Origin of the sequence: Salicibibacter cibi (assembly GCF_016495865.1) — a bacterium.
Taxonomy (GTDB): domain Bacteria; phylum Bacillota; class Bacilli; order Bacillales; family Marinococcaceae; genus Salicibibacter; species Salicibibacter cibi.
Genome location: NZ_CP054706.1, coordinates 2,244,644 through 2,271,305, shown reverse-complemented (window position 1 = coordinate 2,271,305; position 26,662 = coordinate 2,244,644). Strand labels below are relative to the sequence as shown.

26 protein-coding genes and 1 pseudogene are annotated in these 26,662 nt (G+C 38.3%); 21 read left to right on the top strand and 6 right to left on the bottom strand.

Going from position 1 to position 26,662, the window contains the following annotated elements; genetic code table 11:
- The first annotated feature begins 204 nt into the window (after nucleotides 1-204).
- From HUG20_RS11450 to HUG20_RS11415, 8 genes are all read left to right on the top strand, one after another.
- Nucleotides 205-1,545 carry a lipopolysaccharide biosynthesis protein gene (locus HUG20_RS11450; RefSeq protein WP_200084818.1) on the top strand — a complete coding sequence of 447 codons (1,341 nt, stop codon included), beginning with the start codon at nucleotides 205-207 and terminating at the stop codon, nucleotides 1,543-1,545.
- 196 nt (nucleotides 1,546-1,741) lie between these two features.
- On the top strand, nucleotides 1,742-2,455 hold the full coding sequence (locus tag HUG20_RS11445; protein ID WP_200084817.1) for a nucleoside/nucleotide kinase family protein: 714 nt from the start codon (nucleotides 1,742-1,744) through the stop codon (nucleotides 2,453-2,455).
- Between the two features lie 119 nt (nucleotides 2,456-2,574).
- Nucleotides 2,575-3,537: an ATP-grasp domain-containing protein gene (locus tag HUG20_RS11440; RefSeq protein ID WP_200084816.1), complete on the top strand. Its 963-nt coding sequence runs from the start codon at nucleotides 2,575-2,577 to the stop codon at nucleotides 3,535-3,537.
- A 24-nt stretch (nucleotides 3,538-3,561) separates the two neighbouring features.
- Nucleotides 3,562-4,185, top strand: coding sequence for a sugar transferase (locus HUG20_RS11435; RefSeq protein WP_200084815.1), 624 nt, complete (start codon nucleotides 3,562-3,564; stop codon nucleotides 4,183-4,185).
- Between the two features lie 14 nt (nucleotides 4,186-4,199).
- Entirely contained in the window at nucleotides 4,200-4,730 is a 531-nt protein-coding gene (locus HUG20_RS11430; protein ID WP_200084814.1) for a GNAT family N-acetyltransferase, read from the top strand.
- A gap of 240 nt (nucleotides 4,731-4,970) precedes the next feature.
- Nucleotides 4,971-5,732: an adenylate/guanylate cyclase domain-containing protein gene (locus HUG20_RS11425; protein WP_200084813.1), complete on the top strand. Its 762-nt coding sequence runs from the start codon at nucleotides 4,971-4,973 to the stop codon at nucleotides 5,730-5,732.
- Between the two features lie 7 nt (nucleotides 5,733-5,739).
- Nucleotides 5,740-6,285, top strand: coding sequence for a Pycsar system effector family protein (locus HUG20_RS11420; protein ID WP_200084812.1), 546 nt, complete (start codon nucleotides 5,740-5,742; stop codon nucleotides 6,283-6,285).
- Nucleotides 6,286-6,547: 262 nt separating this feature from the next.
- Nucleotides 6,548-7,843, top strand: coding sequence for a transposase (locus HUG20_RS11415; RefSeq protein ID WP_200084811.1), 1,296 nt, complete (start codon nucleotides 6,548-6,550; stop codon nucleotides 7,841-7,843).
- Between the two features lie 583 nt (nucleotides 7,844-8,426).
- Here the strand turns inward: HUG20_RS11415 and HUG20_RS11410 are convergent.
- Nucleotides 8,427-8,630, bottom strand: coding sequence for a sigma-70 family RNA polymerase sigma factor (locus tag HUG20_RS11410; RefSeq protein ID WP_200090598.1), 204 nt, complete (start codon nucleotides 8,628-8,630; stop codon nucleotides 8,427-8,429).
- A gap of 454 nt (nucleotides 8,631-9,084) precedes the next feature.
- On the opposite strand from HUG20_RS11410, the gene HUG20_RS11400 reads away from it, so the two are divergent.
- Nucleotides 9,085-9,255 (top strand): hypothetical protein, encoded by a 171-nt coding sequence (locus tag HUG20_RS11400; RefSeq protein WP_200084809.1) that lies wholly within the window; start codon nucleotides 9,085-9,087, stop codon nucleotides 9,253-9,255.
- Here HUG20_RS11400 and HUG20_RS11395 read toward each other — a convergent pair.
- The 3 genes and pseudogenes from HUG20_RS11395 to HUG20_RS11390 form a co-directional block, all read right to left on the bottom strand.
- Complete coding sequence (locus HUG20_RS11395) at nucleotides 9,245-9,553, bottom strand: hypothetical protein (protein WP_246476390.1); 309 nt, start codon at nucleotides 9,551-9,553, stop codon at nucleotides 9,245-9,247. The genes HUG20_RS11400 and HUG20_RS11395 overlap by 11 nt on opposite strands.
- A 39-nt stretch (nucleotides 9,554-9,592) precedes the next feature.
- Nucleotides 9,593-9,661: pseudogene (locus tag HUG20_RS19990) on the bottom strand (hypothetical protein); the annotation flags it as partial.
- 934 nt (nucleotides 9,662-10,595) lie between these two features.
- The gene (locus HUG20_RS11390) at nucleotides 10,596-11,189 is read right to left on the bottom strand and encodes a TetR/AcrR family transcriptional regulator (RefSeq protein ID WP_200084808.1); all 594 of its coding nucleotides are present in this window, start codon (nucleotides 11,187-11,189) and stop codon (nucleotides 10,596-10,598) included.
- 258 nt (nucleotides 11,190-11,447) lie between these two features.
- On the opposite strand from HUG20_RS11390, the gene HUG20_RS11385 reads away from it, so the two are divergent.
- The 4 genes from HUG20_RS11385 to HUG20_RS11370 all read left to right on the top strand — a co-directional run bounded on the left by HUG20_RS11385 (nucleotide 11,448) and on the right by HUG20_RS11370 (nucleotide 16,274).
- Nucleotides 11,448-12,977, top strand: coding sequence for an AMP-binding protein (locus tag HUG20_RS11385; protein ID WP_200084807.1), 1,530 nt, complete (start codon nucleotides 11,448-11,450; stop codon nucleotides 12,975-12,977).
- A gap of 53 nt (nucleotides 12,978-13,030) precedes the next feature.
- Nucleotides 13,031-14,137, top strand: a complete 1,107-nt coding sequence (locus HUG20_RS11380; RefSeq protein ID WP_343073171.1) for a thiolase C-terminal domain-containing protein — start codon at nucleotides 13,031-13,033, stop codon at nucleotides 14,135-14,137.
- Between the two features lie 33 nt (nucleotides 14,138-14,170).
- The gene (locus HUG20_RS19805) at nucleotides 14,171-14,485 is read left to right on the top strand and encodes a Zn-ribbon domain-containing OB-fold protein (protein ID WP_200090483.1); all 315 of its coding nucleotides are present in this window, start codon (nucleotides 14,171-14,173) and stop codon (nucleotides 14,483-14,485) included.
- Between the two features lie 301 nt (nucleotides 14,486-14,786).
- Nucleotides 14,787-16,274 carry a sodium:solute symporter family protein gene (locus HUG20_RS11370; RefSeq protein WP_200084806.1) on the top strand — a complete coding sequence of 496 codons (1,488 nt, stop codon included), beginning with the start codon at nucleotides 14,787-14,789 and terminating at the stop codon, nucleotides 16,272-16,274.
- Between the two features lie 479 nt (nucleotides 16,275-16,753).
- On the opposite strand, the gene HUG20_RS11365 is transcribed toward HUG20_RS11370, so the two are convergent.
- On the bottom strand, nucleotides 16,754-17,200 hold the full coding sequence (locus HUG20_RS11365) for a transposase (protein ID WP_200084805.1): 447 nt from the start codon (nucleotides 17,198-17,200) through the stop codon (nucleotides 16,754-16,756).
- Nucleotides 17,201-17,444: 244 nt separating this feature from the next.
- Here HUG20_RS11365 and HUG20_RS11360 point away from each other — a divergent pair, with 244 nt between their 5' ends.
- Nucleotides 17,445-18,566: a class II histone deacetylase gene (locus HUG20_RS11360; protein ID WP_200084804.1), complete on the top strand. Its 1,122-nt coding sequence runs from the start codon at nucleotides 17,445-17,447 to the stop codon at nucleotides 18,564-18,566.
- Between the two features lie 304 nt (nucleotides 18,567-18,870).
- On the opposite strand, the gene HUG20_RS11355 is transcribed toward HUG20_RS11360, so the two are convergent.
- Complete coding sequence (locus tag HUG20_RS11355) at nucleotides 18,871-20,115, bottom strand: IS110 family RNA-guided transposase (RefSeq protein WP_200084803.1); 1,245 nt, start codon at nucleotides 20,113-20,115, stop codon at nucleotides 18,871-18,873.
- A 341-nt stretch (nucleotides 20,116-20,456) separates the two neighbouring features.
- Here HUG20_RS11355 and HUG20_RS11350 point away from each other — a divergent pair, with 341 nt between their 5' ends.
- From HUG20_RS11350 to HUG20_RS11320, 7 genes are all read left to right on the top strand, one after another.
- Nucleotides 20,457-20,615: a hypothetical protein gene (locus HUG20_RS11350; RefSeq protein ID WP_200084802.1), complete on the top strand. Its 159-nt coding sequence runs from the start codon at nucleotides 20,457-20,459 to the stop codon at nucleotides 20,613-20,615.
- 959 nt (nucleotides 20,616-21,574) lie between these two features.
- A complete protein-coding gene (locus tag HUG20_RS11345) occupies nucleotides 21,575-21,745 on the top strand; it encodes a hypothetical protein (protein ID WP_200084801.1) in 171 nt (56 codons plus the stop codon).
- A gap of 347 nt (nucleotides 21,746-22,092) precedes the next feature.
- Nucleotides 22,093-22,686 (top strand): SDR family NAD(P)-dependent oxidoreductase, encoded by a 594-nt coding sequence (locus tag HUG20_RS11340; protein ID WP_200084800.1) that lies wholly within the window; start codon nucleotides 22,093-22,095, stop codon nucleotides 22,684-22,686.
- The gene (locus HUG20_RS19545) at nucleotides 22,680-22,853 is read left to right on the top strand and encodes an SDR family oxidoreductase (RefSeq protein ID WP_200084799.1); all 174 of its coding nucleotides are present in this window, start codon (nucleotides 22,680-22,682) and stop codon (nucleotides 22,851-22,853) included. The genes HUG20_RS11340 and HUG20_RS19545 overlap by 7 nt, the downstream gene beginning before the upstream one ends.
- Before the next feature lie 51 nt (nucleotides 22,854-22,904).
- Nucleotides 22,905-23,930: a zinc-dependent alcohol dehydrogenase gene (locus HUG20_RS11330; RefSeq protein ID WP_200084798.1), complete on the top strand. Its 1,026-nt coding sequence runs from the start codon at nucleotides 22,905-22,907 to the stop codon at nucleotides 23,928-23,930.
- A 133-nt stretch (nucleotides 23,931-24,063) separates the two neighbouring features.
- Nucleotides 24,064-25,764 carry an acetolactate synthase catalytic subunit gene (locus HUG20_RS11325; protein ID WP_200084797.1) on the top strand — a complete coding sequence of 567 codons (1,701 nt, stop codon included), beginning with the start codon at nucleotides 24,064-24,066 and terminating at the stop codon, nucleotides 25,762-25,764.
- Between the two features lie 128 nt (nucleotides 25,765-25,892).
- Complete coding sequence (locus HUG20_RS11320) at nucleotides 25,893-26,660, top strand: IclR family transcriptional regulator (protein WP_200084796.1); 768 nt, start codon at nucleotides 25,893-25,895, stop codon at nucleotides 26,658-26,660.
- Nucleotides 26,661-26,662: the final 2 nt, after the last annotated feature.

Here is a 26,662-nt window from a genome sequence, read left to right as displayed (position 1 = left end):
TAACGAGAAGTAATCTATATATTAACTTTAATTATTTAGGTACAATTTTATGACGGAACAAAGAAAAAGTCTTACAGATCATACATTTGGAGGATTTTTCTGGATTTTTACAGGTTCAGGGATGCAAGGGTTGATGCAATTCCTTGTTTTAATTATTTTAGCCAGACTAATTACCCCCATGAATTCGGTATTGTAAATGCAACTATGGTTATAGTCACTTTTTCAATGATATTTACTCAATTGGGTGTAGGTCCTGCATTGATACAACGTATGTATCTTGAAGAGAGGCATATTAGGACAGGATTTACGGCAAGTATTTTATTAGGGTTTACTTTTACTCTACTAATTATCATATTTGCTCCTGTAATAGCATCACTGTTTCTAATAGATGAATTGACTGAAGTTTTAAGGGTAATTTCTGTAATGTTTATTTTTCAAAGTGTGGGCATTGTGGCAGAATCGCTATTAAGGAGAGAATTAAGATTTCGTAATATAGCTATAATGCAAGTTGTATCTTTTTCAATTGGTTATGGACTAATGGGAATCACTTTAGGGCTTCTTGATTTCGGTGTTTGGGCTTTGGTGGGAGCTCATATTAGTCAAACGCTTTTAAAGATGTCCCTAATGCTATATTTTCGACCTCATTCAAAAAAGCTAGAATTAAATGTAATTACTCTAAAAGAATTATTATTATTTGGCGGTGGTCATACTCTTGGGAAAATAGGTAACTTTTTTGCTTTGCAAGGGGACAATGCTGTCGTAGGCAGATTTCTGGGTGCTGAAGCATTAGGTTTTTACGGTCGAGCGTATCAATTGATGATGATGCCTGTAACACTATTTGGAACTGTCTTGGACAAGATTCTTTTCCCTGCTATGTCAACAATCCAGGAGCAGAATAAAAGGATATTAAGAGTATATCGCCGAGGTATAGCAATGGTATCTTTAATAATTATTCCTATTGGAGCGTTTTTATGGCTTGCTGCACCTGAAATTGTTCTGATGCTATTAGGGACTTCTTGGACGGAGATTATCCCCGCATTCCAAATTTTAATAGCAGGACTTTTGTTTCGAACCAGCTATAGACTCAGTGATTCACTGATTCGTGCTAAAGGAGCTGTATACCGAAATTCTTGGAGACAATGGGTCTATGCGTTAGCTGTTTTAATCGGTTCGTACATTGGGCATTTTTGGGGTGTTTCTGGTGTTGCTTTCGGGGTGTTGTTAGCTCTAACCCTGAATTATTTTCTTTTAGCGAAATTAAGCTTAAAGTTGATAGGAATGAGGTGGAAAGAGTATTTGGGTGCTCATATACCTGGATTATTATTGGGTACTTTAGTTTTTGGTGAGGTATGGGTGCTATTAAAATTGTTTAGAGCATATGAACTTACACCGCTAGTATCAGTAGGAGCTATAGGGATTTTAGTTTTACTCTCTGTATGGATTGTCTATCGATATGGTTCAAATATTTTCTTTGGTAAAGATGGGGTTTGGGCTATAAATACGGTAAAGCAATTTATCTATAAAAGATTGAAGCGAAATATATAATTAGTGTTACGGGTAAGTTATGGGAAGGTTAATTAACTTAGGGTGGAGGTACTTAACGTGTTGATAACACACATGGACCATTACTATTGGAAATTTTATAAGCTTAATAGTTATGTTTTGAGTAGCTCTCCCATAAGTTCAAAAACACACTACCTTTTTGTTAAGAAAATCGAGTATCGATTGGGGGATGAAAACATTGTCTAATCACCCACACATATATGAATTTATAGGAATGCCTGGGAGTGGGAAAACTACTGTTGCTGGACATGTTATCAATCATTTAAAAGCAGATGGATATAGTGTACCAAGTATTAAGGAGATTATTAAAGTACGTACCTTTAAATTGAATAGACCTTCACAATTGATAAAATACATCTCCTTCTTTTTTTTCTGCCTTGTCAATGTATTGTTGTTTTATAAAGTGCTAACATTCTCTAGCAGTGTAAAACCTAGAAACACTGAGAGCTATATATATTCTATTGTGCTGATGCGACATCTTTATTATATTAGAACATTGAAAAAGAAAAATTATGATATCATTATAATGGATGAAGGAACATTACAATATGTTTGGAGTATTGTTCTAAGTGGAGATTCTTTTTCAAAAGCTAGATTAACAAAACTAGTAAGGGCTCTATCAAAAAAAAATGATGTAAATCTTTTGTTTATGTCTTTTGATGCAAAATCAGCTGCTGATCGGGTAAAAAAACGGAACCTGAAATCTGGAAGAATAAATTTGCTGTCTTCTCAAAAACTAGAATCTTTACTTACTTATCATCAAAAAAGTATGGACATTATTCTTGAGAACATCAATCAGATAAAACCCTCATTGAAAAGAATTAAAGGTGGTAAACCCATTAATGAGAAAGTTCATACAGTTTTAAATATCGTAGAATTTAATATTAAATAGGTTCGTATAGGGACCACACTTTAGTATCAGAAATGATCGGCATGCCTAATGGGGGCTTTTAAAGATCAATTTAAGATTGAATTAATACAAATATCTGCAGATGTAGGAGTAACAAGTATATGAATATCCTGATAACAAGCGCGGGCCGACGATATAAAGTCGTCGAATATTTTAAAAGCCATCTGAACAAATATGGAGGTCAAGTAATTGCGACGGACTTGGATATAAATGCCCCGGCATTATATGCAGCAGATACTTATGAAATTGTTCCACGAATTACGGATGATAACTATATAGAGACACTGATAAATATATGTAAGAAGTATGAGGTTAGCGGGGTTTTTTCATTAATTGATCCCGAACTGTCGGTTTTGATAGAGTATAAACAGACATTTGAGGAAATTGGCGTTACGTTGATAACATCGAACCCCACAATGATTGAAATGAGTTTAGATAAGTATAAGACTTACCAGTACCTAAACGAGCGTGACCTTCCATCGGTACCTACATACATAACGATTGAACAAGTAACACAAGCCATTTCTAACAACGACTTAAGTTATCCTCTTGTCGCAAAACCACGTGAGGGGAGCTCCAGTCTAGGGATTGTTACCGTCTATTCCTTCGATCAATTAGGGCAACTTTTTAAAGATCACGATAATCTAGTCGTGCAACCTTTTCTAAAAGAAAAGGAATACGGAATTGATGTTTATGTTGATTTAATTAGTCACAACATCACTGACATTTTTATTAAAGAAAAATTAAGAATGAGGGCCGGCGAAACGGATAAAGCTATTTCTGTGAAAGACTATAGAATAGAAAAACTTATTTTGGATTTTATAGAAAAAACCACCTATGTCGGTCCGTTAGACATTGATTGCTTTGAGTACAATGGAAATTTATATATATCCGAAATAAATCCCAGGTTTGGCGGTGGATATCCCCATGCGCATGAAATGGGTATCGATTTTCCGGAAAGAATAATTAATAATTTAAATGGAAAAGCCAATCCAGATTATTCTGGTTTAAATTATAAAGAAAATAAAGTGATGATGAAGTACGATAATATCATGATAAAATAGTGGTGGAGGAAAGAAGGTGTAACAATGAAGCATTCTATAAAAAGATTACTAGATGTTATGACGGCTGTTATAATCCTCTTGATATTGTCACCGTTTCTTTTGATCATAGCACTAATGATAAAAGTTGATAGTCAGGGTAGTGTTTTCTTTTCTCAACCAAGAATTGGTCAGCATGCCCAAACTTTTAATATAATTAAGTTCAGAACGATGGTAACCAACGCAGAAAATCAAGGGTTAGGATTAAAAACAGCTGAAAACGACCTCCGAATAACAAAAGTTGGCAAGTATTTACGAAAACTTAGTTTGGATGAAATTCCACAACTATTTAATGTACTAAAAGGTGAGATGAGTTTGATAGGTCCAAGACCAGCCCCGGTTCACCACTTAGATACATATAGTGATAAAGAAAAGAAACGGTTGAACATGAGACCAGGGATAACGGGATGGGCACAAGTTAACGGAAGGAATGTTTTGACATGGCCTGAGAGGATCGAAAAAGATATATGGTATGTTGAGAATTATAGTCTTTGGTTAGACGTGAAGATACTTTTTAGAACTCTTAAGGTTATCTTATTATCAGAAGGGGTTTATTCGGGACGAAACGATACAGTAGTGGATGAATCAAATAAGGACAAATATCAAAAATAAAGAAGGTGAACACTTTGCTGGAAGGTAACAAAACTTATCTAAGGCTAATGGAGGAGCAGGACGTTCCTTATAAAGTGAAATGGGTAAACGATCCCGAAGTTCGAAAAACATTAAATATAGAGGTTCCCATTTCCGAAGTAGGCACAAAAAAATGGCTTCTGAATGTATCCTTGGATAATACACGTAAGGATTTTATAATATGTGATTTGAACAATAACGTCCCAATTGGATTTGGTGGATTTATAAATATAGATCTTAGATACTCTAAAGCAGAAGCGTATTTAGTCATAGGTGGTAAGGAATATCGGGGGCAAGGAATAGGTTTTGAAGTGAAGAAACTTTTAACAGTATATGGGTTCAAGGAATTAGGGATAAATAGGATTTACTCTTATATGTGGGCTGGAAATGATAAGATGATTCGTTTAAATGAAAAACTTGGATATACAGTTGAAGGCAGATTACGGGAGGATGTATTTACTAACGGAGAATTTAGAGATCGAGTCATGATGTCAATGTTAAAGAAAGAATATACAGGAATCTTTTGACCAAAACTGGATTGTGTCGTTGAGCAACAATGTGAAGTATTTGAAAAAGAACAGGCTACTTATAAGGAGAGTCCCACTATGGAAAGTCGCAGCCAGATAGAAGTGCTCGACAAAAGTTTCTCTTTGTGGTCTGAATAACGGAGGAGAAGTGGATGAGGGTAAGTTAATTGAGGTTATTGAAACATGTTTATTTTGTAAATTCGAGTAGTCATATTTTTATCTGTATAAGGTTGTGGAGATATGAAAACTAACCATCAGTCGTATGATTATCAAAAAAGTTTCAATAGAATTGATGAGTATCTGGATGCCCCTTCTGGATCCTATGATGAAAAAAACGAAATCCCTTCCAGGGGTGATCTAACTTATAGTAACGGCTTTTATGTGGAATGTCATGCTATATTTGTAGATATAAGAGATTCTTCTGAACTGCCCCATAAATACAGAAGGCCTCATCTTGCAAGATTGTACCGGGCTTATATATCGGAAATTGTAGCAATTATGAACAGCTACGAAATATGTAAGGAGATTAATATTGTTGGGGACAGTGTATCAGGAATATTTGAAGCATCCAAAAAAGAGCATTCAAAGGATGCGGTTAATTGTGCAGCATTAGTCAATTCCCTAGTAAGAGCATTAAACTATAAATTATGTAAAAGGGGGAAGGATCCTATCAAGATAGGTATAGGGATTGATCAAGGCAGAGCTTTGATGATAAATGCTGGAAATAGTGGTACTGGCATTAAAGATATCGTTTGGATGGGAGATACGGTGAATTCAGCTTCTAATTTATGCGGACAAGCAAACAAGGATCACATTGATGTTATTGCAATTGGGAGTAAGGTTTATGAAAAATTAGCTGGTGCTAAGAATGTATACGACGAGTATTACCAAAGTTGGTTTATCAATAACCAAAGTAAAGACTTATATCATGCCAATGTAATTAATATTGAAATGAATGATTGGTTAGAGGAGAAACAGAACCAAAGTCCATGTTCCATGTGATTAAGATATGAAAATACACGATGCCTACAAAAACTTAGACAGAGTAAATTATTGGATTCAAAATGTAGACACTAAATCATCTTATTTACTTGTATTTTTCGGTATAATTCTCACGATCTTCCTTACAAGCGGTTTTGCATCAACGTCTTTAATGGTTATCCATGAAGTGTTTAGAAATGTAAATTCTGTTGGTCAAATTATATTTCTATTTATTGTTATAGTGACTTTTTTATACTTCGCTTTCTGCTCATATAAAGGGTTAAAAAATGTTTTGAGATCTTTGGTAGCTTCCACTAAAAACCGCTTGGACAGGTCATTATTATACTTTGGTGATATATCATCACTGTCGATAGATGAATTTCACAAAGAGGTTGCAAATCTTGATGATGAACGGTTACTTAAGGATATTCATTCACAAACTCATATCGCATCTTTAATATGTCAAAAGAAATTTAAATACTACAACAAGGGAATAAAGTGTTTTAAAAATGCCTTAGCAAGTCTTGCACTTCTGATTTTCATTGTTTTATTTTTAGGAGGATTAAGCATATAAAATATTGTCCTGGGTGACTAACTTACGGTGGATCGTTGAGCTAATTGCGCTGTTTCAAAACCGTTGCCGCACAAGGGGTGCGAGTGACGTGAAAAAATATTTTCTCCCAAAATCAAACGGAATTAAAGGCTTGGCGAAGGTCAAAAGCACGGATCCTGATACATCGACCCCAAATCATAAAAAAACAGGTGAAACCGCTCCACTAGTGGGTTAGAATAGTTATAGACAAAAAACCAACTATTACCCTGGAGGGTCACCTGTTATGGCTATTATACCACAAATGAGCTTATTTTCATGGGAAGATCTTGCGGATCTTGGAGATTTGGAACGCTTACGTTTGGTGCTCGATTATTTACCGGATGAAGCGTTGATGCGAACGTTGGAGAAAAAACGATATAAAGGGCGAAATGAATACCCTGTTCGCGCGATGTGGAATACGATGCTTGCAGGGGTTGTCTTTGAGCACACATCGATTGAATCATTGCGTCGGGAATTGAGCCGCAATGGACAGCTACGCGAATTGTGTGGCCTCACCGTGATCGTGCCCCCTGCTTATGTATATACGCGCTTTTTAAAAAAGCTGCGGGCGCACGAATCAAAGGTTGAAGCGATTTTTGAAACGATGGTGGAACAATTGAGCGAGCTCCTCCCTGATTTCGGGAAGGCCCTTGCGATCGATGGTAAGGCAGTAGACTCTTTTGCGAAGGGAAAACATAAGGATGAGGATCCTGACGGACGCCGTGATACCGATGCCGATTATGGGAAGAAAGAATATAAGGGGAAACACAAAGACGGGACGATCTGGAACAAAGTGATCAAATGGTTCGGCTATAAAATCCACCTGATCGTCGACGCGGCCTATGAATTGCCTGTGGCTTATTCAGTTACGAAAGCATCGGTGCCCGATATTAACGCCGGTCATGATATGATCAATGAGCTTGAAAAAGAACGCCCTTGGCTTTTGGGACAAGCAGAAACACTCGCCGGTGATCGCGGTTACGATGACACCAAAATGCTTGAGCGGCTGTGGGATGACCATCAAACCAAGCCTGTCATTGATATCCGGGACATGTGGAAAGATGGCGAGGACACGCGCCAACTGATGGACATTGAAAATGTCACGCATGACTATAAAGGCACCGTGTACTGTCACTGCCCGATGACCGGGAAAGAGCGCGAAATGGCGAATGGGGGCTTTGAGAAAGATCGAGCCACCCTCAAAAAGCGTTGTCCGGCCAAACAATATGGCATCACCTGTGAAGGACAAGCGGAGTGTCCGATTGCCCAAGGAATTCGGATTCCGCTCAAGGAGGACCGCCGGATCTTCACACCGATCGATCGAGCCAGTTACACATGGGCGAAGGCATACGTGAAACGAACGGCCGTGGAACGTGTGAACAGCCGGCTTGACGTCTCCTTTGGCTTCGAACAGCATACCACACGCGGGCAAAAGAAGATGAAAATGAAAACTAGGTTGGCTCTGTGCACGATGTTGGCGATGGCTTTAGGCCATATCCAAGAAGGCCGCCCGGAAAAAATGCGAAGCTTGGTTTCCTAAAAGCATCCACATGTGGGAAACCGAATTTTAAAACAGTTTTTGTGGATAACAGGGTACGTGTGTCTTTTTTGAGGTATAAAAACGAATGATATTCGAATAGTAGCGATTTTGGTTCGTGGAAGGAAATTTTAAGGCGTTTTCAACAAAAAACCAGGAGTGAACCTGGTCCCGTTTTTACGCCTAAAGCGCAAAAATCGTTACAACGCAAAAAGCTCATCGTTGGAAACTACTTGCCAAAAAAGTTAGCACAACAGATTCGGGGTACAGCGGCGATTCAAAGTGCGATAGCCATTATCAGGACTCAGCGAAGTCGATACATTAATATTGTAAAACGCGTGGAGAGCGTCTAATTATTGTCCAGGCCTCGTCACTATGAAAAATGAGAATAAGCAGAAAGGGATCAAAAAGGGGATAATGACAGCCGGATGAAAAAAAGCCTTAGGGTGGATTTGTTTGGAGAAGGTGATATTATATTATTCTTCTATCAACCAACACAAAAACCCTTTAGAGTGTGTTACCCAAAGGAACATTGCGTTTTTGTATAGAAGCCTGCAGAGATACCACTGCAGGCTCCTCTTCAGAATTATTTAATATATTTTCTTAGTTTTGCTAGTTCCCCTTTGCGCCAGCCTTTAACGGTTTCAACGGAAACGTTGTACTTGGCGGCGATCATGCGCGGGGGCTGATCGTGCACGGCGTGCTCGATGACCAAGCGTTGTTCACGGTCGGATAACATGCTTAGAAAGGCAGATAGACTGTCTGTATCTGACATCCAGGATTCTGACATGGCTTATGTCTACAGGTTCCTGATCATTGGAAGCGAAGGAATGCCGTTCGTAATAAGTGGCATCCTTATTCAGCATCGTCAACATTTCTGCTCTGACACGAAAGGAAGGCATAAGCGGGAAAGGCTCCCTCTCAGCATCATGATGTTGGTACGCAAGCCAAAGTCCTACATATCCTGCCTGCAAAAAATCCTCATGGTTACTGTGAATGTGGAGTCGTTGAAGCATCCCATGCACTAACGGTGTGTAGCTGCCATTAAGTTATCTATACAACAATAATGAATTTTTTCATGCACCCGTACTTAACGTCGGGACTTCGGGGATTCATTAGGCGTTGTGACAGCTTGCTGGAAAGGGTTATTGGGGTTATTAACACGATGATATCGAATAATCACGAGCCATCCACAATAGTTGTGAGTAGCAATATCGAACTCATGTATGCCTGGAAGCTAGTTGTTGAATGGGAAGGTGGGTTCCGGGGACGATGTTACAGACTGTATGCCTGCTGATGTTGAAACCGTAGGGATAGCCGCGATACCGGTGCGTGTCATTTTAAATAGAAGAGGGATGTTATTGTGGCAGGCAAAAACCAATGTTTTCTTTTACCACCTCCGCATTATCCAATGATGAAAGACGTTACTGCATGATTTTTCTCAGTTTCCGCAGTGCATTTACGCCAGCTTTTAACGGCTTCGGTGGTCACGTTGTGTTTGGCGGCGATCATGCGAGGGGGTTGATCGTTGATGGCATGTTCAATCATCCATAGCTGTTCACGAGGGGATAAGGGATGGAAATAGGGGGATAGTGTATGCCTATCTGATGGCTCGATATGCTCCGGCGTGAGGTTTAGCAATGATTCTAGTTCTGGTGAATCTGATGCAAAATAAACATGACGTTCTTGATAGGTGCTGTCTTTTCTTAACATCGTTAGCATTTCGTATTTGACGCGAATAAAGGCGTACGAAGAGAAGGATCCTTTCTCTTTATCATAATCTTGGTATGCATACCAAAGACCTAAATAGCCAGATGCTATATAAGAACTTTCTTGTGTCTATTATTTCCCCTCATTATTTAGCTGTTAAGATAGTTAGGAGAATACAACACCAACATCGCTTCAGCTGTTACTAAAAATTTATCTAGGCATATGACGTTTGTGCCCTGAAACCTTTGTTCCGTTACTACGACGATACCCCGAAACTTTTACAGTCATAGGACCTCGTCGTTTTGGGGTACAACTGCATTTGCCACGTCGAGCCATATATCCACCTCCAATCTCTGTGAGATCAGAAGTGAGCGGTTGGTGAGTATTCTCCATGAATTAATTCTATCAATATTGATAACTTTAGTTATTTTATTTTTCAATTACACACTCAATATTATATAACAACCGCCTCCTAAAGAACGGAATCTATTTAAAGAATGAATTGTGGTGAGCTTTAACCAGACTCTATACTTCTTGCTTAGTATATCATTGAAAGAAGCCCCCCCTGATTCAAATGAAACACTAAAATCTCTTGAAACACCGTTACCTAAAGGAACATTTTGTTTTCGTAGAGGAGCCTGCAGAGATATTACTGCAGGCTCCTCTTCCTAATTATTTTACATATTTTCTTAGTTACGCGAGTTCCCCTTTGCGCTAGCCATTAACAGTTCCACGAAAAGATAGTATTTGGAGGTGATCATGTGTGGGGCTTGGTCGTGCACCGCGTGTTCTTTTACCCACCGCTGTTCACGGTCGGATAACATGTTTAAATAGGGAAATAGATTGTTTGCATCTGACATTCAGGATTATATGGGAATATTATCAAATGGTTTTGCTTGTCACGTATTATGGGAGTTATATCTTTGCCTTAAACATGATGCTTTCAAACAAATTTTCATCTGTCAATGAACAATAAAGCGTCACATTTGTTAGGCACCTTGATTCCCTCAACGATTTCTCATAAACTGGAATACTCTTTAATATATTATAATCCATTTACAATTGTTTTAAATAACTTCTCACTTTCATCTGCTAATTTAAAAGCTGCATTACTCATACTCCAATTGTATATTGCACCAAACATTGCACTGTTTATAATTACCATGATTTCATCGCTTGTTAACTTTTCATTTATCTCCTCTCTGTCAAAACATTCATCAACAAATTTCCTTAGGATCATAAATAATGGGCGTTGATGATTGAGAAAATAATCATGCGGATTACTTGTAAGTGCATTACTGTAGATGACTCGCATTAGCTCCAAGCCAAGTTCATTTTCTATAAAAGTCATTTGCTCTTTAATAAACAAAACAATTTTATTTTTGGCTGGTATGTTAGCTGGAATTTCTTTTACGCGTGCTTCATAAAAACCATCGATTTCTTTAAATTTTTCCAAAAAAATTTCGTATTTAGATCCAAAATGCGCATAAAATGATCCTTTGGATGTTTTACTTATTTTAACTATTTCTTCAACAGTTACATTGGTATACCCTTTATCACTAAATAACTGCAAGGCAACCTCCAGAATTTCTTTCTTTGTTTTCTCTCCCCTGGCTTGCTTATATCCTTTAGATGCCAAAGACTTCACCTCATTTTTTTATTGACAGAATTTTATGGTTGTCATAGAATTAGACTACGTTCTAGAACAGAGTCTGTTTGGCTATTTTTATAGTGCATAGAAATTGCAAACTTGTCAAACATGACGGGTGTAAACATTAACCATTTTTATTGTGTAAGTAGAATAGTTTATTTTCTGTGCATTTGAAAGCGTTAACATGTATTGCTATAGCCGCTGACCTATGGAAAAAGCAAAATTAAATGATATGGAGGAATAGACATGTTGGAAAAAACAATTGATCAAGTATTAGATAAACTTGTTAGTCACCATCAAGATAAAATAGCTTTGCATGATTCCGAACGCTCAATTACGTATTTTGAACTTGGCAATGAAGTTAATAAACTTGCAAATTTGCTACAAACTTTTGATATTGAAGTTGGAGATCGAGTGGCTTTATGGATGGAAAATAGCATAGAGTTTGTTGTAGCTGAATTCGCAATAGCCAAAATTGGTGCAGTACGTGTTCCTATGAACACTTATTTAAATAAAAAAGAGATTCTTTATCGCATTCATGACTCCCATTCTAAACTATTAATTTATCATCAGTCATTACTTGAAAATCAAGAAAAGTTACAAATAGAGCATAATTGCATCACTTTAAATGAAGCAGAGCTTAAAGAAAAAGTGGGTAATGCTTCGGCTAATTATCATAAGCCCCAAATAAACCCTGATAGCAATGTAACCATTATGTATACTGGCGGAACTACTGGAAAGTCAAAAGGTGTTTTGCATACGCATAAAACGATTCTTTCTATCGTATATAGCGAAACCTATGAATTAGAGATTGAAAGAGGAGCGATTCTACTTCACACTACTCCTTTGCCACATTCAGCAGGATATTTTATTATGCCTGGAATGTTAAGAGGGGGAGAACAATATATTGAAAAAGGATTTGACCCTCAACGCTTTTGTGAAATCGTTGAGGACAAACAGATAACCTTTGCATTTTTAGTGCCAACTATGATTTACATGTTGCTTGACTACCCAGAATTAAAGCAATATGACCTTAATAGTTTAAATACAATAGTTTATGGGGCAGCACCGATGGCACAAAGTCGAGTAAAAGATGCAATTGAAACCTTTGGGCCAATTTTGATGCAAATATATTCCCAAGCTGAAGTCATTAATCAAACAACAATATTGACAAAAGAGGAACATGAGGATGCCTTAAATGTTTCTGAACATCGTTTATCCTCGTGTGGCAGAAGTATTATTATTTCAGAGGTACAAATTGTTAACGAACGAGATGAAGTATGTTCTCCTAATCAAGTTGGAGAATTGATAACAAAAGGTCCTCACATGATGATTGGTTATTGGAATTTACCTGAAGAAACTAACGATACCATTAAAGATGGGTGGATATACACTGGAGATATGGCATATAAAGATGAGTATGGGTACATTTATCTGGTTGATAGAAAAAAAGATATGATCATAACAGGCGGATTTAATGTTTATACTACCGCAGTTGAAAAAGTTCTTTTTGAGCATGAAGCTATAAAACAAGCTACAGTTATTGGTGTACCAGATGAAAAATGGGGGGAATCAATCAAGGCGTTTGTCGTAAGCCACACAGAAAATATTAGTGAGGCAGAACTCATTAATCATTGCAAGACGAAATTGGCTAAATATGAAGTTCCAAAATCTATAGAATTGATAAAGGAATTACCTCTCACACCATATGGAAAGATTGATAAAAAATTATTGAGAACAGCCTATTGGAAGGATTCTAATAGGCAAGTGAACTAAAGTGAATCATGATCAATACAATTACATGAATGAATATTAAAAGGGTGATGGAGATGTCCGACGTATCCGTTATTGGCAGAGGGATCACAACTTTTGGGAAAAAAGATGAAACGATAAAATCGATGTTAGTGGAAGCCAGCAGAAAAGCCATACTGGAAGCGAGCAATCCCAAAGTAGATGCTGTATTTGTTGGAAACTTCACTGCTGGGCAGCTTGCTAATCAGGAAATCTTAGGTTCTATTCTTACAAATGAATTAGGGTTGGGCAATGTTCCATCTGTCAAAATGGAAGGTGCTTGTGCTTCCGGGGGAATTGCACTTCGTCATGCTTACCAACTAGTTAAAGCTGGAGAGTACGATACGATTCTGGTCGCAGGAGCGGAAAAGATGACAAATCAAGATACCGAAACAGTGACAAATGCTCTTAATAGCGCTATGGATCGGGAGTCAAATGAAGCGGCATCAGGCCTAACATTTCCAGGTTTCTTCGGAGTACTAACAAACAGGTATATGCATGAATATGGAGCAGAAAAGAAGCACTTGGCTATGGTCGCCCTTAAAAATCGTAATTATGCAAGGTTCAACCCGATTGCACAATTCAGGAAAATTACAACCATAGAGGAGATCATGAATGCACGGCCTGTTACCGATCCGCTAGGATTGTTTGACTGTTCCCCTGTTTCTGATGGGGCAGCAGCTGTAGTTATACAAAGAGGGAAAAATGGAGTCCAAATTCTTTCTTCAGGACAAGCTTCTGGCAGTCCGGTTATGCAAGAAGTCGATAACATGATGCATATTCCAGCTACGAATGAAGCCGCCAAAAAAGCATATGAGGTGGCTGGATTAGGACCAGAAGATATAGATGTAATCGAATTGCACGATTGTTTTTCCATGACTGAAATTTTGGCAATTGAAGAACTCGGATTCTTTGACAAAGGAAAGGGTTGGGAAGCGGTTGAAAAAGGAGCTACTAAACATGGGGGCACTGTGCCCGTGAACACAAGTGGTGGTTTATTGTCAAAGGGACATCCAATTGGAGCAACTGGGATCGCCCAAATTATTCAAATCGTTGATCAACTTAATCAAAGTGCATGCAACCAAGTAGATCATGCAAATATCGGTTTGGCACAAAATTTAGGGGGACTGGAGCTTATTCTGTAGTTCATATTTTAGGAAAAAAAGGGGTGTAGAGAATTGGATCTCACTGTAAAAAAGTGTAAGCAGTGCGAAGTAGTTTTACATTCCAGCAAAAATCAATGTCCAAAATGTTTATCGGATGACTTAGAGTTAACAACAATAAAGGGAGAGGGCAACATCTACTCTTACACAAAAATACACACGGCTCCAAAACAATTTGCCGACCATGTTCCATATTATGTAGTTCTTGTTCAATTAGATGGACTCAACTTAACGGGCAGATTCATAGGTGAAGCTGTTCAAATTAATGACTTTGTCGTGCTCAACGACATAAAAAATGAATGTTACTATTTTAAACCAGTAGACAACTAGTAGTTCTCATATACCAAGAATGATGTTGATATGGATGTTTAAAGTTGTACCCATTAAAAAAATTGAGTTAAATTTTTAAAATCTAAATAATATAGATAATAAGTGTTTATCTGGTGATAGAAGGGGGGCTTATATTGGGTATCATGTTTTGGCTCTGGATGGGATTCTGGGCACTTGGCTGGGTTGTCTTATTTGCTATTCACTTCGTACAAAAATCGAATAGTCGATCACAGAATAATAATGAAACATAAAGGCTAATATGAAACTCTTAACATCTAGAAAATATAGGAGTGAGCTAAACATGAGTTTGACTGTATGGACTACGATTTATTTTATAATATTTATTATTGTGATGTTTTATCTGTCAATACGGGGTTTAAAAAAGACAAACAGTGCTGTTGAATTCTCAACAGCACCTCGGGCATACGGACCTTTTGTTATTGGTATTGCACTTACCGCAACTACCGGTAGTGCTGCTGCAATTTTAGGTAATCCAGGATTTGTATACGATCAAGGGTGGCCAGGGCTTTGGTATGCAATGGGAAGTTATTCAGCGATTGCCCTTGCATGGGCAACCTCCGCATTTCTATTATCTAGAATCGGGAAAAATGCTCAAGCTAAATCAATGGCAGATTTTATGGCGATACGTTTTCAAAGTCCATTACTACGGGTAGTAACAGCAGTTGCTGCTATCTTTAGCATTTTTTACATTGCTGGGCAATTTGCTGGAATAGGATTGGTTTTCGTTGAGTCGATGGAGATTGACTATTTGACTGGGGTTATTATAGGCGGAATTATAATGGCAGCATATATTACAATAGGTGGTTCTCATGCAGAAATTTTAACAAGTTTTGTACAAGGTCTAATTATGCTTTTTTTAAGCATCCTAATAGCTGCTGTCGTAGTGGTGAATGTTGGTGGGATAGGTACAATTGACAGAACGTTGACTGAAATCGATCCTATGTTAAGTTCAAGTGTTGTTTTTAGTGACCCTATGTTCGGTCCTTTTACAGGTGTTGTAATTTTCATTTCCTTGGGATTATTTGGTCTAAGTCCTCAGTTATCAAAAATATGGTTGGCACTGGATGATGAAAAAAATGTTTCTAAGGCACTATTATGGGGCTTTTTTGGATTAAGTATTTTGGGCTTAATTATGTTGTTTGGAGGTCTTGGAGGAAGGTTTCTCTTCCCGGATGTCGCTCCAGATACAGCCGTTTTACACTTACTTGTAGATTTGCTGCCTAACTGGCTCACTGGAATAGCAATGATTGGCATATTATCAGCAATATTATCTACTACAGCAGGTTTATTTTTAGTAGTAGCTGTAGCGCTTGCAGTGGATATTTATAGGGATTCTATTGTACCACGGAGAAAAAAGAAAATTTCAGATGCTACATTAGATAAGCGGGCCTTAGTATTTCAAAGAGTGTCCATCCCCATTATTGTTATAGCTGGAATTTTCATTGCTCAGAATGAACCGGATTTTATTACGCAGTTAATGTGGTTGGGAATTGGTTTATTTACCGGGAGTGTTATTCCTGCTATGGTTATAGGGAGCCTGTGGAAAGGAGTCACTCGCACTGCTGCCGAAATTGGTAGTGTTGCAGGGTTTCTCACATTCATAATTCTTACATTTGTTGTTGGCTTAGGGATGGGGAGTGAACTTTTTATGGTACCATGGGCTGCAGCAGGTATTGCCACTATTGTCTCAACCACCCTAATTATTGTTATTAGTTTCTTCACAAAACCAATGGATAAATCATATGTTGAAAAATTATTTGCAAAGTAATTTAAACTTTTACGGGCGCTTTACTAAACGAGTAGAGATTGAGATCTAATCTACCAAGAATAACTAAAAAATCACATGAGTTAGTGTTTATTACGGGGCACTTTCTCCAATTTACTGCCATGAATAGAAAAGCTAAGAAGCGTAGTAATTTTATCAATCACAAACAACCCCGGCCAACGACTAGAGTTAATGTCCTTTAAGGTAACAATTAAGCGTGGAAACCGGCAGGTGTTATACCCGCCGGTTTTGGACTTTATTTTCCATATTTTCTTAGTTTCGATAGTGCCCCTTTGTGCCAGTCTTAGCCGTTTCGACGGAAGCATTGTACTTGGCGGCAATCATACGCGGGGCTTGGTCGTGCACCGCGTGCTCGATGACCCAACGTTGCTCACGTTCGGATAGGCATGTTTAGATATGGAGATAGACTGTCTGCATCTAACATCCAGGATTCTTACATGGACATGTCTTCAGTTTCCTGATCATTGGGACTGAAGGACGTTGGTAAAAGGTGGTATTCTTTTTTTCCGATTCAATTGTTGGTTGAGAAAGCGGTGAAAAAGCTCAATTTGCCAACGTGCCTTGTAAAGATCTGCGAGATCTTCGGCAGAAAGGGCGCTGAGGTTGGTGGCTACTCGGAGCTTATTTCCTTTATCATCGTAAAAACAAACGATACGAAACCGGTGCTTGGATTGGCTTTTCCCTTTTCCGGTTTTCACTGAATAATCATTGAAAACCCTGGAATGGTCAGAAGTCACACGTGGGATAGGCTCCCTCTCATTGGTATAGATAGACGTTTTCAGACTAATCACAAATCCGTCATCGTCTTCCAGGCCATCGAAATCACGGATGGTGGCATAGGCCCGATCTCGAACAGACGTGACCAACTGGTGGGCAAATGAATCAGCAACGGCCGCGTCATGCGTCAACCTTTATTTGTGAAGTATTGGGGGTTTTTACGTCAAAATTAATTAGCGAAAAATGTTCATTTTTACTTGACGCCCACATTCCAAAAGATTTATTTTATCTTCGCTTCGCTGGTGCCGAAAATGTAAGTGAAAGATCTGTAAACGAAACTCAATTAATATCAAAATAGTTGGTCATATTTGTATTTTTTGAAAGAAAACGATATCATTGTTGATATAATCAGTACTATATTTGGAGGGAAGACTAATGGCTAAAAAGACTGGTTTTATAAGTGATGAAAGTTATTTTTGGCATGATACTGGGAATGGTGCGTTGTTTATGCCACCAGGAGGTTGGGTTGAAAGTGATGTTCATTCAGAAAATCCGGAAACAAAGCGTCGATTTAAAAACTTAGTTGAACGAAGTGGATTGATGGATCAACTTACACAATTCAAACCGAGAAAAGCAAAAACAGAAGACATCTTGCGTTATCATGGAAACGAATATATGAAAAAGGTTGAAGAGTTAAGTGATATAGGGTCCGGTGATGCTGGTGAACTTGCTCTTGTTGGTAAAGGCTCGTATGAAATTGCTCTTTTGTCAGCAGGTGGGGCTTTGACGGCAGTTAATGCAGTTATGGATGGAAAGGTTGATAATGCATATGCGCTGACACGACCGCCTGGTCATCATGCTGAGGGTGACCTTGGTATGGGTTTTTGTCTGTTTAATAACGTTGCTGTGGCAGGGAAATATGCCAGAGAGGTGTTAGGGCTTGATCGAGTGTTGATTTTGGACTGGGATGTTCACCACGGGAATGGAACAGAATCCGCATTTTATGAAGATCCAAATGTTTTGTTTATTTCGCTTCATCAGGAACTAAATTTTCCTGCTGGACGTGGTTATGCTGAAGAAACTGGTAAAGGTAAGGGAGAAGGATTCAATGTTAACATTCCTCTTCCGGCAGGAACAGGGAACGCTGGTTATCTCCATGCATTCGAAGAAATTGTAGGACCGATAGCGGATCAATTTCAACCGCAACTCATTTTGATCTCAGCCGGCCAGGATCCAAGTCTATTTGATCCACTTGGAAGAATGATGGTAACATCAGATGGATTCCGCCAAATTGCCAGATTCATGCTGAACATTGCAGAAAAGCATTGTGGAGGGAAATTTGTAGCCTGTCACGAAGGAGGCTATAGTTCCGCATATGTACCGTTTTGCTCTCATGCTATTGTAGAGGAAATGAGCGGCGTTCATACGGATGTTGAAGATCCGTTTCCGGGAGCATTGCCAGACCTTCCAGTTGATGAGCTATTTTCTATTCAAAAACAGTACGTTGCAAATGCTAAAAAGGTACAGTCCAAATACTGGGATTCATTGAATGGTTAATAGAGTATGAGGAGTACCAATTTCAAAGACTGATTATTTATGTTAAATCTCACTCTCTTATATGAGACTGAAAGAAAAATAAGTTCTTTAAAGTAACATTAAAGTAACATTAAAGTTACTGAAGTATAGTTAAGGCAATTACTCAGAGTAGAGTTTACGGATGGATGAAAGTTCTGTAAAACAAAAAAGAAAGGAGGAAGTCTGAAATAAACCACTGATGCTTTTGCTAAATAAAAGCGCATGGCAAATAAGCCATCACGGGGTGATCGATTTGGTGATTTATGGTAAATAGAGTAGTTGGAGTCTACGTCACTGTTTCCTTGATCCGAAAACCTTGAGATTTTGCCAATGATAAGGCTTGCTCAACCGTGATTTCACGGCTTACCGGAAGAACATCGGCTTTTTGATACAAATCCGGATTGTAAGGTTCTTTCTTCTTTAGGATATGGTAAATGGCTGTTAACAACATTCGTGCGATAGCGATGATGGCACGCTTGTGACCTCGACGCTTTTTGATTCTCAAATAGCGGTTTCGGATTTCGGGATGTTTATCGCTTTTGACGACAGCGGTCGCACATTGGACTAAAAGGGGCTTGATGTAGACCCCTGCTCTGGAGACTCTGACTGACTTTTTCTTGCCGGCACTTTCGTTATTTGTAGGGGTTAACCCTGCCCAGGAACATAAATGCTTAGCTGTCGGGAACACGTCCATATCGACACCTATTTCAGAAACCACGGCAATGGCTGAAAAGATGTTTTTAAAGGACGGAACAGTTAAGATCAAGTTAATTTCTTCTGTGTAGGGCTCGGCAAGGGAAAGGATCAGTTCCTCAAGGTCAGATTTTCGTGCGTTAAGGTTGTCGTAATGTTTTTTAATAACGGCCAATTTACCGGACTGTTCTGGTGTAATAAAACCCTCAACGGCAAGTTTCAGCTCTGGAATTTTATGATCCATGGAGCCGTGAATCAGAGGCTCAATGTCAAAGGTGGTGTCCGTTGGATCTTCCAGCAGCTTGCCAATGATATTCATGGAACTTTTTCCAAAGGTATCAGACACCACATTTCCAAGCTGGATGTTCGAAACGGTAAGGCTGTTTTGAAATCGATTTTTCTCGCTTGATGTAAAGTTCGTTAGTTTAAAACGATAACGCATCAAGTCACGAAGCTGCCGAATAGCGAGCGGAGGCATAAAGCTTCCGGCTACAAGGTCATGTTTGAATAAATCAGCGATCCATTTCGCATCCTTTTTATCCGTTTTTTTACCACGGATGGCTTTGACGTATTTCGGATGGGCCAAGGTGATGTTGCAGGAATGTTCCAAGACATTGAACACGGGAATCCAGTACTTTCCGGTCGATTCCATGCAGACATCCTTGCAATTGTGTTCACAAAGCCACTGTGACAGCTCTTTCAACCCTTTGGTATAGGTTGAAAAGCGATGGCGTTTGTAAGTCGTGACGCCTTTGTCGGTAGAAGCAATACAAGCAACAACAAAGGTTTTGTGGACGTCAATACCACAACAAATGGGATATACAATTTTTAATCCCATCAAGGTTTCACTCCTTTCTAGAATATATAGGGATAAACAGCATTGACTGATGGCCCAGCAATAAACGAGTGAGTTGTTTATACAAAGATAAGTCTACGTGCTCGATGGCACACTTATTTGTGCTTGGGAAGGCAATCTACACATATAATTATTCGGTCAATCCGCTATCGGAATGGCCCACTCACCTCCGCGTGATTTGTAGTTAACTGCGTATCCCTATAAATCTAGAGTAATACAAAAAACGCTCGGCGCAAGTACACATTTCATGACGTTTTGTGCCTTGAGCGAAAGCGAAAGGAATGGCTATAATTATGATTAAAGAGCAAAGCATAGAGGAGTGAATGGCTGAGTTAGAGCAGCAATACACAGAATTAAGAGAGGGAGTAAATAGCAATGCTCATCGGCTAATGTTTGCAATGAAGATTCTAGAGGGAGTTAAGAATTCAATTGTTGAAAATGAGGTGATCGATAGAACTAAACTAACAAAATTATTTGAATAAGCTGAATATCAGATTGGGCCAGCTATTTTGAAATAGTGGTTATTCAAATTTATCAATGTAATAGAAAGTAGAGATTTTCAAGCATAAATGGAGGATTAACATCTTGGAATAAATAAAGTACAAAGATAATAGGAAGGATGCGGAATGGTAGGATATAATACAATCTGCTTGATCACAACACAACACGAAGAAAGATCTCCTGAAATTTTCATGAGGTTAGAATCAGTGTCAAATCAATCATTTTTATCAACCCCAAATAACCTCAGCCAAGTAACTGGAATTAATGTTCTTTAAAGAAAGATTAAAAGCCAAAAATAAACCGGCAGGCGTGTACCCGCCGGTTTATTTTTGGCTTTATTTTACATATTTTCTTAGTCTTTCGTGAGAGTCCCTTTTCGCCAGCCTTTAACAGTTTCGACGGAAACGTTGTATTTGGCTGTGATCATGCGAGGGGCTTCGTCGTGGACCGCGTGTTCAATGACCCAATGTAGCTTCACGGTCGGATAATTTGTTCAAGTAAGTGGCTATGGTGTCTATATCTGAAATCAGGGATTCTGACATGGCCATGTCCTAAGGTTCCTGATCATTGGGACTGAAGGAATGTCGTTTGAAAAATAAAATGGATTACCCCGAGTGATAGGGGTTGGACAAAACTTGCGCCTTCCGCATTATTCGACACAGAACGGACAAAGGAATGCCCGATTCACGATTGCCGGCTCGTGAGTTCGACTTCTTCTGAGCTATTTCTCGGTGTCGTATAAACGGTACGATCCATCCCTAGCAAACTGAGGATGCGATCCTTGACACAGAAAGGACATTTTATAATGAGAGATTATATGACAATCGCAGAGACGGTCGATCTCTTACACAATTATGAAATTGAATGTGACCATATCACAGTAAGACGCTGGATAATGCAAGGGAAATGAAAAGCAATTCACGAGGACAGAATCTATAAAGTGAAAGAACCAGATGTTTTGGACTTTTTAGACGATCTTAGTCGTGTTGGGACAGCTTATGAAAAAAGTTTTAATGATAAAACCAAAATTGTAAGACTCGAGGAAAAGGTAAAAGAGTTACAAAAAGAGATTGATAAGCATCGCTGTGAGAAATTGGAGCTTGAACTTTAATTAGGGATCCTTCCGTTTTAAAAGGCTCTATCCAAGCCATTCTTTTTAAGGGTCCCGCAATGAGTGGTACACCCTTGCGAAGGGTGGTAAAAAAGACCGCACAAGTGGTAAAAATCGTCCGCCGTACTTCAAATTAATATTACGAACCATAATAAAATGTTGGCTAATGCAATATTACGTGACAAAATTATGTCACGAAATTCACAAAAACTATTGACAATGTGGTGAGTAGTGGTATATTTTAATGTACAACGTAATGCGAAATATAATTACGCATAGTGAAATAAAGTAAGGGGATTAATATGACCCACCTTACATCATTGTTGTTTTTACGAGGAGTTGATTTATTGGCAACAGATAAAAAAGTTGCTGTTGTTACTGGGGCGGCACAAGGGATTGGATTATATATCACTGAAAAACTAGCAGATGACGAAACTATTGTAATAATGACTGATGTATTACAAAAAAAAGTGGAAGAAGAATCTAAACTTTTGCGTGGTAAGGGAAAATCAGTAGTAGATTATGTACTTGATGTGGGTGTGGAAGAAGAAATAGAAAATTTTTTTGATTATGTTAGGAATGAATATGGACGCCTTGACATTTTAGTCAATAATGCAGGAATTTCACCGAAGTATAATGGTCAAAAACGGATGATTGTCGATACCACTCTTGAAGAATGGAATAGAGTGCTAAATGTGAACATAACTGGCTCATTTTTGTGTGTGCGTGAAGCATTATCTTTAATGATGTTGAATAATTGGGGAAGAATTGTGAATATGTCTTCCCAAGCCGGTCGGACATTAAGTCGTGTGGCAGGTGCCCATTATTCAACAAGTAAAAGTGCTTTAATTGGTTTTAATCGCAGTATTGCATCTGAATATGGAGAGTACGGTATAACGGCAAACTGTATTGCGCCTGGAAGAATTATATCCCCATGGTGAATGAGGTCTCATCCGAAGCGAATGCTGAATTTATAAGGATTTCTCCACTAAATCGCTTGGGATACCCCGAAGAAGTTGCCGCTGCGGTCTCGTATTTATGCTCGGAAGAAGCAGCATATATTACTGGAGCAACAATCGATGTTAATGGCGGCATGTTTATGGATTGACAAGAAAGTGGCTGCAATTATCTTATATTTTTAAGTAAAGGAGGGGTTTTCTTGAAAGCGCTATATAAGAAAAGCAAAAAAGCTTACAATATGTCATTAGAGAAGGGTGAAGATCTATTACCTGGGGACGATGAGGTTATTGTAAAAGTGGAGGCTGCTGGAATTTGCGGAACAGATTTAAAAATGTATCAGGGAAAATATTATAAATATAATTTACCAATTATTTTGGGCCACGAATTTAGTGGTTATATAACATCAATTGGAAAAGACGTAAAAAAATTATCTAAGGGTGCTAAAGTTACTGCCCAACCGGAAGTATCTAACTGCGGACAATGCAACATGTGTATAATTGGTAAAACTAATATTTGTAGGCAAAAGAACCGGTTAGGGTTTGAGCAAAATGGAGCATTCGCTGACTATGTAAAACTAAACCAACATCAAATACATGTACTCCCAGATGAAGTAGACATCTTATCTGGAGCATTAATAGAACCACTTGCAGTAGTCATTCATGCGTTTCGTAAAATAAAAATAAGTCCTTCTGACGTTATCCACGTAATTGGATCAGGAGCTATTGGTTTAATTGCGATGTTGGTCGGTAAAGCAAACGGTGCGTTTGTATCAATATCCGGATTATCGAGAGATCAAGAAAAACTTTCATTAGCTAGTAAATTAGGCGCTGATTTAGTGGTTGAGGCAGACAATGAAGGAAGCAGCGATGTCATAATGCAACATACCCAAGGAAATGGCGCCGATATCGTACTGGAATGTACAGGCACAGCCGCCGGGGTTAATGCAGGTTTAGAATTATGTAAAGCAAGTGGTCAATATGTTCAAGTCGGAACATGGAGTGAGTCCTTAAACGTTGACTTTATGAAAATTGCGTATAAGGAAATACAAGTAATGGGCTCATATAGTCACACTAAAATTGATTGGCTAGATAGCATTAAATTGATACAAAATAAAAAAATTGACGTATCTCCATTAATTCAAGATATTTATTCGTTGACTGATTGGCGGAAGGCATTCCAGAAAGCAGAAACTGGAGAGAAAGTGAAGGTAGTTTTAAAGCCTTAATGATTTAATATTACTATTACTGGTAAATGGCTGCAATTTCAGTAGAAGGGATTGGTACAGAAATTAACGCAGCTATTCATGTGGGTAGCAGAAGTGAATCTAAATATAATAAAGAAGATCGGGAGGCAAGAGTATGAGTACACATAAGGAAACAAATGCAGTGAGAATAGCTAGAGCCCTTAAAAAAAATGGAGTTGAATATTTATTTGGTCAAAGTAATCCACAAACAATTATGTTGGCAAGTATGGATTTAGGAATTCGGCAAATTGGTTTTAGGCAGGAAAATTCTGGTTCTTATATGGCTCAAGCCTATGCAATGTGTTCAGGAAAAGTGCCTGTGGTAGCAGCGCAGAATGGTCCAGCCGCAACTTTACTTGTACCAGGTTTAGCAGAATGTTTAAAAGCGTCTCACCCGATAGTTGCTCTGGTTGATGAAGTTCCAAAGGACCAAGAAGATAAAAATGCTTTTCAAGAAATCGATCATATAGAGCTTTTTTCAGGTGTAGCAAAATGGGTTAAAAAGATCCCATCAGAAGATAGAATAGAAGATTACGTTGATATGGCGTTTGTTGCGGCTGCAAGTGGAAAGCCAGGTCCAGCTGTTTTACTTTGTCCGAAGGACTTGACATATGATACAAAAAAATACCCTGTTAAATTTAATAGAAATGCAAGCTTGGGGAGTTATCCGTTAGATAGATCAATCCCAGATCCATTAAAAATCGAAAAGGCAGCAGATTTACTTGCTAATGCTGAACGCCCATTTATACATGCAGGTGGCGGAGTAATTTCTTCCGGGGCTAAAGAGGAACTTCGGCAAATTCAAGAGGAGTGTTCGATACCTGTTGCAACAACAACAATGGGAAAAGGCTCAGTTGATGAAGAACACCCGCTAACAATTGGCCCAATAGGTTATTATATGGGAAAAAGAGGAGCAACTAAATTTTTAAGACCAATGATTGAAGATGCTGATGTCATTTTATTGGTAGGCAATCGAACAAATCAGAATGGTACAGACTCATGGACTTTACTACCAGAAAACGCACAGTTTATACACATTGATGTAGATCCAAAAGAAATAGGTAGAAATTACGAATCCTTAAGATTAGTAGGCGATGCAAAACTAACGTTAAATGAACTGAAAAAATCATTATTGAATTACGATTTAAATGTGCGAAATGAAAAACGCTCTTTAGTGGAGGAAAATATTGCAAATGCTAGAGTAGCTCATAAAGAAGAAACGAAAAGTGTAAAAAACTCTGATGAGAGCCCTATTAAAATTGAAAGGTTTCTAGCTGAACTCGAAAAGCAATTATCTTCTGATCAAACTATAGTAACCGATGCAAGTCTTTCATCAGTATGGGTTGCAAATTATATTAAAGCAACAGGTGATCGAAAGTTTATATTTCCAAGAGGGTTAGCTGGTTTAGGATGGGGTCTGCCTTTGGCGATGGGGGCAAATATCGCAAAGCCTGAAGACAAGGTTTTGGCCTTTGTCGGTGATGGTGGTTTTGCCCATGCCTGGGCTGAATTAGAAACATGTAAAAGGGAAGGAATCGATGTAGTTACTATAGTTATCAATAACCAAATTCTAGCTTATCAAAAATTAGCAGAACAATCACGTTGGGGAAGGTATACATCTGTCTGTGATTTTACCGCTGTTGATCATGCAGCTATAGCTGAAGCATGTGGAATAAAAGGGATAAGAGTTAAATCACCTGAAGAAATTGAGGAAAGGTTAAAGGAAGCTTTTTTAGCAAAGGGTTCAGTCGTAATCGATTTACTTACGGACCCAAATGATATTCCACCTATACCTTTTATGGAAAATTTGAATTAAGGAATTTACAACTCTCATGTACCTTATAAAGATCACACACGCATACAAAAGTTATCTATATTAAATATAGCATAGTTACAGCCCTGTAAATTTAGAAGGGCTGTAACTAAAAAAGGAAGGCTTCGTAAATGAGTGATGAAAGGGATAAAACAATTATTCGTTCTATAGAAAAGGCGAATAACATACTGAAACAATTCTCAAAGAGTGAATCATTATTATCATTAAATGATATTGCTCAAAAAACTGAAAATAATAAAACTACTGTATTGAGGTACTGTAACACCCTAGAAAAAATTAACTTTCTAGAAAAAATTCATATTGGCACTACACCTTATTATCGTTTAGGAATAAATCTTTTTGTAATAGGAAACCAAGCTCTGCATGCAATTGATCTACCAACTAGGGCAAGACCTTATTTGAAAAGAATGGTTGAAGAAACTAATGAAAACGCTTATTTGTTTATTGAAAGAAACAATAGAGCCTATTGTGTAGACACAATAAAAGGGGGCCACGTCATAAATGCTAATACCACACATGTTGGAGATTCGTACCCATTACACAAGGGAGGGGGTCCATTAGCTATACTTGCATCAATGGAGAAGGAAACACAGAATACTATTTTGAGTGATCTTGAGTTAACACAGGATGAGACAGACGAACTTTATGCAAGATTGGAATTCTTCTATTTTAATGAGTACTCTATTAGCCAAAATGAAACTTATAAAGGTACCGTTGCAGTTGGCGCCCCGATTATCAACCATGAGGGTGATGCTGTAGGGGCTTTAAGTTTAGGGGGGATTGAAAGTCGTTTTACGGAGGATGAATTGCCAAAGATCATCTCAGTAGTAAAGAGTGCTGCTAATAACTTATCTAAGGAATTGGGGCAGGAGGGATAAAA

What these genes read in the sequence shown, in the direction of transcription:
- HUG20_RS11450 (WP_200084818.1), top strand. Translation starts at nt 205, where the DNA reads ATGGTTATAGTCACTTTTTCAATGATATTTACTCAATTGGGTGTAGGT.
- HUG20_RS11440 (WP_200084816.1), top strand. Translation starts at nt 2,575, where the DNA reads ATGAATATCCTGATAACAAGCGCGGGCCGACGATATAAAGTCGTCGAA.
- HUG20_RS11435 (WP_200084815.1), top strand. Translation starts at nt 3,562, where the DNA reads ATGAAGCATTCTATAAAAAGATTACTAGATGTTATGACGGCTGTTATA.
- HUG20_RS11425 (WP_200084813.1), top strand. Translation starts at nt 4,971, where the DNA reads ATGAAAACTAACCATCAGTCGTATGATTATCAAAAAAGTTTCAATAGA.
- HUG20_RS11420 (WP_200084812.1), top strand. Translation starts at nt 5,740, where the DNA reads ATGAAAATACACGATGCCTACAAAAACTTAGACAGAGTAAATTATTGG.
- HUG20_RS11415 (WP_200084811.1), top strand. Translation starts at nt 6,548, where the DNA reads ATGGCTATTATACCACAAATGAGCTTATTTTCATGGGAAGATCTTGCG.
- HUG20_RS11410 (WP_200090598.1), bottom strand. Translation starts at nt 8,630, where the DNA reads ATGTCAGAATCCTGGATGTCAGATACAGACAGTCTATCTGCCTTTCTA.
- HUG20_RS11395 (WP_246476390.1), bottom strand. Translation starts at nt 9,553, where the DNA reads ATGTTAAGAAAAGACAGCACCTATCAAGAACGTCATGTTTATTTTGCA.
- HUG20_RS11385 (WP_200084807.1), top strand. Translation starts at nt 11,448, where the DNA reads ATGTTGGAAAAAACAATTGATCAAGTATTAGATAAACTTGTTAGTCAC.
- HUG20_RS11380 (WP_343073171.1), top strand. Translation starts at nt 13,031, where the DNA reads ATGTCCGACGTATCCGTTATTGGCAGAGGGATCACAACTTTTGGGAAA.
- HUG20_RS11370 (WP_200084806.1), top strand. Translation starts at nt 14,787, where the DNA reads ATGAGTTTGACTGTATGGACTACGATTTATTTTATAATATTTATTATT.
- HUG20_RS11360 (WP_200084804.1), top strand. Translation starts at nt 17,445, where the DNA reads ATGGCTAAAAAGACTGGTTTTATAAGTGATGAAAGTTATTTTTGGCAT.
- HUG20_RS11355 (WP_200084803.1), bottom strand. Translation starts at nt 20,115, where the DNA reads ATGGGATTAAAAATTGTATATCCCATTTGTTGTGGTATTGACGTCCAC.
- HUG20_RS11350 (WP_200084802.1), top strand. Translation starts at nt 20,457, where the DNA reads ATGGCTGAGTTAGAGCAGCAATACACAGAATTAAGAGAGGGAGTAAAT.
- HUG20_RS19545 (WP_200084799.1), top strand. Translation starts at nt 22,680, where the DNA reads ATGGTGAATGAGGTCTCATCCGAAGCGAATGCTGAATTTATAAGGATT.
- HUG20_RS11325 (WP_200084797.1), top strand. Translation starts at nt 24,064, where the DNA reads ATGAGTACACATAAGGAAACAAATGCAGTGAGAATAGCTAGAGCCCTT.
- HUG20_RS11320 (WP_200084796.1), top strand. Translation starts at nt 25,893, where the DNA reads ATGAGTGATGAAAGGGATAAAACAATTATTCGTTCTATAGAAAAGGCG.